The following is a 7,770-nucleotide window of genomic DNA, read 5'->3' as shown; positions in this document are numbered from 1 at the left end:
TCAAGGGCATCTTTCGTATCTTTCAATTCTTTTCTTAATTTTGCATTTTCTTTTGCTTCATCACTTGAATAATTACCTGATCCTCTAGTAGGGACTTCACCATCATTAATATCTGCTTTCTTAACCCAATCCCCAAGAGTAGAAGCAGCTATTCCTAAATTAGTAGCACATCTTTTCATATTCAAATCTTTATGTTCATGATAGTATCTTACTGCATTTTCTTTAAATTCCTTATCATACTGTTTACTCATTTCAATTCCTCCAATTCATCATATCTTTATTATAACTCTTTTTGAGAAATATCCACTTTTAACTTGTACTATTTATATTCTAGCTCCACATTGCAATTATTAGGTAAAGCAAAAGAATTAGCAAAACAATCTAATAAAGATGTTTCCATGGTTTGTATCGGAAAGGAAGATAAAGAATCATTTAAAAAACTATTTAAATTTGGTGCTGATAATATTATCTTTTATGAAAATTATATTCAGGATGAACGTGTTTTTATTGAAATTATATCTAATATGATTAAAGAAAAACAACCAAGTTTATTAATGTTTTTAGATAATCAATTTGCAAAAGTAGTGGCAGCTTCATTATCAAGTAGGTTTGAAAGTGGACTTACTGCTGATTGTATAGATGTAGAACTTGATGAAGATGGTAAATTTATTTTTTCAAGAGCTGCATTAAATGATACAGTTGTGGCAAGAATTAAATGCATTAATAGTAATTTTCAAATGTGTACAATTAAAAAGAATTCTATACCTATTCCAGAAGCTAAATTGGAAAATGTGTGCGGTAAGATAGAAAAATTTGATATAAAGATTGATGATGAGCTAAACAATAGTTCAATTGAAATCATTGAAAGAGTTATTAGAAAAGATGAAAACAAAATTGATTTAAATAGTGCAAAAGTTGTTTTAGCTGTTGGAAGAGGAGTAAAAAGTTTAGAAACTGTATCGCTAATCAAGAAAATAGCAAAAAAATTAAATGCAGAAGTAATTGCTACTAGAGCAGCAGTAGAAGATGGAATAATAGAAAAAGAAAGACAAGTAGGTCAATCTGCAATAAGTATATGCCCTAATATTTATTTTGGTTTTGGTATTTCAGGAGCAAGTCAACATATGGTTGGAATAAAAAATGCTAAGATAATTATTGCGGTTAACTCAGATAAAGAAGCTCCTATTTTCAATTATGCAGATTATGCTATAGTAGACGATTTGAATAATGTTTTGAAGGAACTAGATATTTTAACTAGTAATTTATAGGTTTTGTGAAAAATATATTTAATTTATTTGATTTGATAAAAAAATAAAATGTGGTAAATTATAAAAATAATGGATATTTAGTGGTTTAGGTATTCGTTAAAGTTAATGAGAGGAGAGAAAGAAATGAATAGCGTTATTAGTATTAGAAATTTAAGAAAAAGCTATGGTGAAAAGAAAGCAGTTAACGATATTAATTTTGATGTATAGGAAGGTGAAGTTTTAGGATTATTAGGACCAAATGGTGCTGGTAAAAGCACAACTATCAGCATTTTAGCAAGTGTTTTGAAGGCAGATGGCGGAGAGGTTAAAATCTTAGGACATGATTTAAATAAAGATACAAAACAAATAAAAAAAGAACTTGGGATAGTGCCACAAGATTTAGCAATATACGAAGATATAAGTGCTCTAAAAAATGTAAAATTCTTCGCAAGTTTATATGATATTTCAGGTGAAAAATTACAAGGAAATATTAAAGATGCTTTAGAATCAGTTGCTCTTTATGATAAAAAAGATGATAAGCCAAGAACATTCTCTGGTGGTATGAAGAGAAGATTAAATATTGCTTGTGGTATAGCACATAAGCCAAAAATAATTATTATGGATGAACTAACTGTAGGTATTGATCCTCAGTCAAGAAATCACATATTAGAGTTTATAAAGGTTCTAAAAAAGAAAGGAATAACAGTAATATATTCTACTCACTATATGGAGGAAGTTGAGGCTATTTCTGATAGAATAATAATAATAAATGAAGGTAAGGTTATTGCTGAAGGTACAAAGGAAGAATTAAAAGCAAAAGTTGATGATCAAGTAACATATTCATTTAAAGTAAGTAATTTGGATAATTTATCAGAATCTAAATTTAGAGATGTAAGTGGAATAAAGAAAATAAACAAGATAGAGGATAGGATTGAGGTTACAATCAGTAAATCAAGCGATAATATTAATGATGTTATTAAAGTAATAACATCAAATGGATGTAAGATAGAAAATATGAGCAGAGATGAAGCATCATTAGAAACTGTATTCTTAGATTTAACAGGAAGAAAGCTAAGAGATTAGGAGGTATATATGAATTTCTTAAAAATATTGAAATTTGATTTTATAAATATTCTAAAAACGCCAATGCTGGTAATTATGAATACAATATTTCCTTTAGTGCTTTTTGGTGGATTTGGAGTTGTAACTAAAAGTAAATTTGGTGGTTCATTAATAAGTTCATATGATTTTTATGGTGTTGCAACTATAATTATTTGTGGAGTAATGGTTGCCATGACTGTTACTAATACTTTTATGGCTGAAAATGTTAAATCGGGGAATATTCGTGTAATGTATGCACCAGTATCTAAAGCAGAGATATATTTATCTAAATTAATTTCAAGTTATATTTTTGCTGTAATATTTTATTCATTATCAGCAATCATTGAACAATATGTTTTTGGAAGTAATTTTGGAGGAGAAAATATAGTTTATATTATTATATTAGTTGCTGCTCTTACATTTTTAGGTTGTTCAATAGGAACTTTGGCATGTTGTGTTTTAAAGAGTGAAGAAAAAGCAAATGCTATAACACCTTTATTAGCTGTTTTATTTATATTTTTTGGTGGGATATTTGCACCATTAGGACACTTTGGGAAAGTTATGAAGGCTGCAACTTGTTTATCTCCAGTTAAATGGGTTACTGAATGTTCTTTTATGATTATTTATAATAATGACTTTAGTTTATTTAAATTAACAATTGCAATTCTTTTAATAGCTTCAATAGTTTGTATTGGTTTGTGCCAAATTACATTTAAATTGGAGGATTATGTGTAATGAGTATTAATAGTTTAATAAAAAATAGATTAGAACGTGTTAAAGGGAAAAAAGAAATTATAGTATTAGGTTTAATATTAATGCCTATAGTTATTTTGATTGCGGTTTTATTAGCAGGAAGATTAGAAATGAAAGCTAATATAGCAGTAATAAGTAACAATCCTAATAGTGTTCCTACAGATTCAAAGTTTGCTATTGAAGTAATGGCTGACTCTCCTGGAGTTGCAGATTTAGCACTAGGTAACTATGATTATATTGTAGTACAAGATAAAGATGGAACGTATGAGGCAGAAACTGTAATAAAAAGTGATGAAGATAGACAAATAGTAGAAGATTTTTTTAATAAGGGTACAAGTACTAAACATTATGAAGATGATGAAAAGGTAAGGGAGCTTGGAACTAAGGTTATAGGAATTATAGTAATGTTAGTCTTCATGCAGGCTATTGCATTAACTGTATTCTATCCTGAAGATAGAGCTAGTGGGATTTTGAAAAGGATACTTATGGCTCCGGTAGAAGAAAATAAATATATATTTGCACAAGGTATATTTACTTTTGTTGCACTATATATACCAACATATCTGGCAGTTATAATAACCAAAACAGTATTTGGAGTTAATATTGGATATAGCATTGCAATGATGGGAATACTAATTGGATTAATATCATTTCTTGCAACAGCCTTTGCACTATTTATTTCTTCAGTAGCTAGGCAGAATATTTCATTAATAGGAAGTGCTATTGCTATAGTAACGTCATTATTAGGTGGATGTTTTGGTGCATTCACTACTAAAAATAATATATTCAATTTATTTTGTAACTTAATTCCTCAAACAGCTTATATGAAAATTTTAGAAGGTGTTGAAGCTGGTGGTAAATTACTTCAATATAAAGTAGAACTTACTAATATATGCTTATGGGCTGTGTTGTTGTTGTTTATTGGTATTTATGCTATGAAAAAGAGTATGAAACAAGAAGCTTGTTAATAAAGCAATATTTAGATAATAGCTTTATTTTAAATAATAAAAAGTACCATAGGACTAATAGAGTCTTATGGTACTTTTTATATTTAAATCATTGTGTTAACACCATTAACATTTGCCTGCTCGTTTTCATCCATAGGTATTATTATACATTTCTTACCATCAATTATTTGAGAGGTTATTTGTGATACTTTTTGTGGCTTTACATGAAGAACTACATCAAAATCATCATTATTTGATTCGCTGTTTAAATCTTCTTCATTAATTTCATCAGTAATTTCTTCGTTAACTTCAACAAGATCTTCATCATTATTTGATTCTAATGCTGTGTCCTGATTTAAATCAGCTGCAGCTTCTTTTTGAGTTCTTTCAAGTTTATCTTGTAGGATTTTAACTTGATTTTGAAGGTGTTGTTCTTTTCTTCTTTGCTCGCTGGCAGCAAGGATTTTATTATCTAAAAGATGTTCTACTATAGGAGGTTCATCACCAAATTCTTCTGTATAGCATTTTTCTATTTTATTTGTTACTTCTTCAGAAATACCGCTATCTGTTAAAACATCTAAAATAGTATCATTAGTTAAAGTTAAAGGATCAGCATTTTTGCCTTGCATTGATTCATGTTCATCAATAATTGCATTAAGGTTTTCTTGAATATCCATAATTACTGAATCAGATTTAGACTCATCTCCACCAACTGCATTTTTTATTATATTAGTAAATACTTCTTTTTGTTCTGCTGCAGTTTGTTTAGAAATACATCCAAGAGTTTCTTCCATTATTTCAGGATGAGAGTCCTTTGCATTTTTTGTATAGTACATTACAGAATTAACATCACTACTTCTGTCGATAAAAGCAGGGAATACAAAACCTACACTAGGCATTTCAACTACCCAGTCTCTTACACGAGCACCAATTCTATTATCATCTTCAAAATAGCTTAGTCCTGGTTTTGTTAATGATACAGGGCATATAGCACAAAGAATATATTCATAAACTTCTTCAGACTCATCAAGCTTAGAATTATCACTTGTTTTAGTTATAACATCATAAGCATCATGGAATAAAAGAATTAAATAATTACCTGTATAATCATAGTTATCAATAATAGATTGATAAAATTCTTTAAGAAGATTCTCGTCCTTTAATGCACTTTTTTTAAGTTGCATTAAAGAATATTGTTTTCCACCTTCATTTTCTTCATAAGTAGGAAAATTAAGTTCTAAAAGATTATTTCCTATAGTTCCTGATAAAACTTTTTTTGCTATATCTAGATATTTGAAAAACTCTTCTTCTTCAAGATTTAAAAAAGTTCTACTAAAATCTAAAACAACTCTTTTATCAGCATCAACATAGCAGCCTGACATTCTTGTAAATGAACAAGAATCTTTTTTTAAACGTCTTTTTAATTCTAAAATATCTTTTTTCTTCATAATATTTCAACCTCTCATTCGTGAGTTTTAAGCTATAAAAAATATGGTATAAGTATAAGATTACCACATAATTATTAGTATAATGTCCATCAAAATCCTCTGCAAGTAAATTTATTAGAATTTTGTGTAGTGATTTTATTATTGGAATTCAATGTGAAGAACACTATTGAATTTTAAAAAACTATAAAATAGTGAAAAAATGGTAAAAAATGTGTTATATTAGAAAGGGATTATTTTAAACTATGTTTTTAGAAATATTAAGATTGGGTAAAAATAGTATAAAGTATTAAGGAGGAATTTTTCTCAATGGAATTAATTAATGAAACGATTGGAAGGTATACAACAAGGGAATTTGATAGGTATGGGAGTAATGAGGCTTTATTTTATGTTGAAGATGGAAGAAGATTCACATTTAAAAATTTAAATTTTCAAATAAATATGATTGCAAAAAGCCTAATATCAATAGGAATAAAAAAGGGAGATCATATAGCATTAATATCCTGTAATTCTCCAGAGTGGATTGAAGTTTTTTTAGCTATTGTAAGAATTGGTGCAGTATGTGTATGTATAAATTATAAGTCAACTGAAGATGAAATTGACTATATGTTAAAAAAGTCTAAGTCTACAATTTTAATAGTAAGTGAAAAAGATATGATGGAAAAGGTTGATGTGGATAAATTTACTAGTCTAAAAATAATACTAAAAATGAAAACTTTATACACATTATCCTTTGTTATGTCTCAATTAAAAAGAGTATTAGATGAAGAATTAGAGACATATATTAATGCAGTTGATCCAAGTGATATGGCAGCTATATTATATACTTCAGGTACAACTGGAAATCCAAAGGGAAGTGTTTATAATCATAGAGCATTGTTAAATGGACCACTTTCTTTTGCAAAAAATTATAAATATACAACAGAAGATACTATTTTAGCAGCTCTTCCGCTTAATCATATTCTAGGTGGTTTATACACTGCATTTTTAGGATTATTTACAGGATGTAAAATAGTATTACTAAGAAGTTTTAAAACAAGAGATGTTTTAGAAGAAATTCAAAAAGAAAGATGTACGGGATTTCATGGTGTTCCAACAATGTATCAATATTTACTGAATCAGTATAAGAAATATGATTTAACAAGTTTAAGAGTAGGTATGATTGCAGGTGCAGTATCATCGCCAACTTTAATTAAGGATATTATTGAAAAGTTAGGAATTCATGAATTAAATAATACATTTGGACAAACTGAAACTTTAGGAGTTACTCAGACACCTATAAAAAGTATAGATGATCCTAAAATAAATACAGCAGGAAAGGCTGTAGAACATGTAGAGATTAAGATTTGTGATATAGAAACAGGAGAAGAATTGCCTGCAAACGAAAAAGGTGAATTATATGTAAAGAGTGACTATGCTATGACTGAATACTATGAAGATAAAGAATTTACAAAAAAAACAATAATTGATGGTTGGGTACATACAGGAGATGTAGCATCAATAGATGAAGAAGGATACTTATCTATCAAAGGAAGAATTAAGGATATAATAATAAAGGGTGGAGAAAATATATCTCCTAGTGATATAGAACATTGTTTATTAAAAATGCCTGGCATAGATACAGTGGTAGTAGTAGGGGTTCCAGATTATACGTTAGGAGAAGAGGTATTTGCCTTTGTTAAAACTACTGGTGAATGTGAGATTTTTGAAAAAGATGTATTGGATTATCTATCAGGTAAAATAGCTAAATATAAATTTCCAAGGTATATAGAGTTTGTTAATATCTTTCCTATGACGTCTACAGGGAAAATTAAACGTAATATATTAAAAGAACTAGCAGAACATAAAGTTAAAAATTCAATAATTACAGAAGTAGCAGTAGATTAGGGGTGAGATTTTTATCTCATCATTAATCTTTTTTTAATGCATAGACCAGTTATACAAAAAAATAAAAAATTTTAAAAAGTAATTTTTTAAAAGAGGGTACACTTAATAAACCATTACTATTTTACGAATAATGGACAAGAGTGAGTTTTAAATTATATGTTATATTACTTCGTGTAAATTACTATTTAAATATAATTTTTTATGTACTTCAGGTAATCGTAATTCAAAGGGCTTTTTATCCCTAAGTATTGCAAAAAAGTGGTTAATTAATTTGTGCATTATAGCTCCAATAGCTACTTTTTTAGGCTTTGATTTAATTAACTTATTGTAGTATTCAAGCAAAACAGAATTAGCCGGAACTCCGTTTCGGAAACTTTTAATTGAGGCAAG

6 protein-coding genes and 2 pseudogenes are annotated in these 7,770 nt (G+C 28.1%); 5 read left to right on the top strand and 3 right to left on the bottom strand.

All coding sequences use genetic code 11. The features are described from left to right. A partial coding sequence (locus tag BM384_RS13515) for a transposase (RefSeq protein ID WP_090014387.1) occupies positions 1-251 on the bottom strand: 251 nt, incomplete at its 3' end. A 90-nt stretch (positions 252-341) separates the two neighbouring features. On the opposite strand from BM384_RS13515, the gene BM384_RS13510 reads away from it, so the two are divergent. From BM384_RS13510 to BM384_RS13495, 4 genes and pseudogenes are all read left to right on the top strand, one after another. Continuing rightward, positions 342-1,268, top strand: coding sequence for an electron transfer flavoprotein subunit alpha/FixB family protein (locus BM384_RS13510; protein ID WP_175537388.1), 927 nt, complete (start codon positions 342-344; stop codon positions 1,266-1,268). 123 nt (positions 1,269-1,391) lie between these two features. Continuing rightward, a pseudogene (locus tag BM384_RS13505) lies at positions 1,392-2,330 on the top strand (ABC transporter ATP-binding protein). A 9-nt stretch (positions 2,331-2,339) separates the two neighbouring features. After that, on the top strand, positions 2,340-3,083 hold the full coding sequence (locus tag BM384_RS13500) for an ABC transporter permease (RefSeq protein ID WP_090014384.1): 744 nt from the start codon (positions 2,340-2,342) through the stop codon (positions 3,081-3,083). After that, positions 3,083-4,069, top strand: a complete 987-nt coding sequence (locus tag BM384_RS13495) for an ABC transporter permease (RefSeq protein ID WP_090014383.1) — start codon at positions 3,083-3,085, stop codon at positions 4,067-4,069. Before BM384_RS13500 ends, BM384_RS13495 begins: the two co-directional genes overlap by 1 nt. 83 nt (positions 4,070-4,152) lie before the next feature. Here BM384_RS13495 and BM384_RS13490 read toward each other — a convergent pair whose 3' ends face one another. Continuing rightward, positions 4,153-5,496 carry a DUF4317 domain-containing protein gene (locus tag BM384_RS13490; protein WP_090014382.1) on the bottom strand — a complete coding sequence of 448 codons (1,344 nt, stop codon included), beginning with the start codon at positions 5,494-5,496 and terminating at the stop codon, positions 4,153-4,155. A 306-nt stretch (positions 5,497-5,802) separates the two neighbouring features. On the opposite strand from BM384_RS13490, the gene BM384_RS13485 reads away from it, so the two are divergent. Further along, on the top strand, positions 5,803-7,380 hold the full coding sequence (locus BM384_RS13485) for a class I adenylate-forming enzyme family protein (protein WP_090014381.1): 1,578 nt from the start codon (positions 5,803-5,805) through the stop codon (positions 7,378-7,380). Positions 7,381-7,539: 159 nt separating this feature from the next. Here the strand turns inward: BM384_RS13485 and BM384_RS17995 are convergent. After that, a pseudogene (locus BM384_RS17995) lies at positions 7,540-7,770 on the bottom strand (IS110 family transposase); the annotation flags it as partial.

It is taken from the genome of Clostridium sp. DSM 8431 (genome assembly GCF_900116755.1).
Lineage (GTDB): Bacteria > Bacillota > Clostridia > Clostridiales > Clostridiaceae > Clostridium.
This window is presented reverse-complemented; position numbering and strand designations above follow the sequence as displayed.

What these genes read in the sequence shown, in the direction of transcription:
- BM384_RS13500 (WP_090014384.1), top strand. Translation starts at nt 2,340, where the DNA reads ATGAATTTCTTAAAAATATTGAAATTTGATTTTATAAATATTCTAAAA.
- BM384_RS13495 (WP_090014383.1), top strand. Translation starts at nt 3,083, where the DNA reads ATGAGTATTAATAGTTTAATAAAAAATAGATTAGAACGTGTTAAAGGG.
- BM384_RS13490 (WP_090014382.1), bottom strand. Translation starts at nt 5,496, where the DNA reads ATGAAGAAAAAAGATATTTTAGAATTAAAAAGACGTTTAAAAAAAGAT.
- BM384_RS13485 (WP_090014381.1), top strand. Translation starts at nt 5,803, where the DNA reads ATGGAATTAATTAATGAAACGATTGGAAGGTATACAACAAGGGAATTT.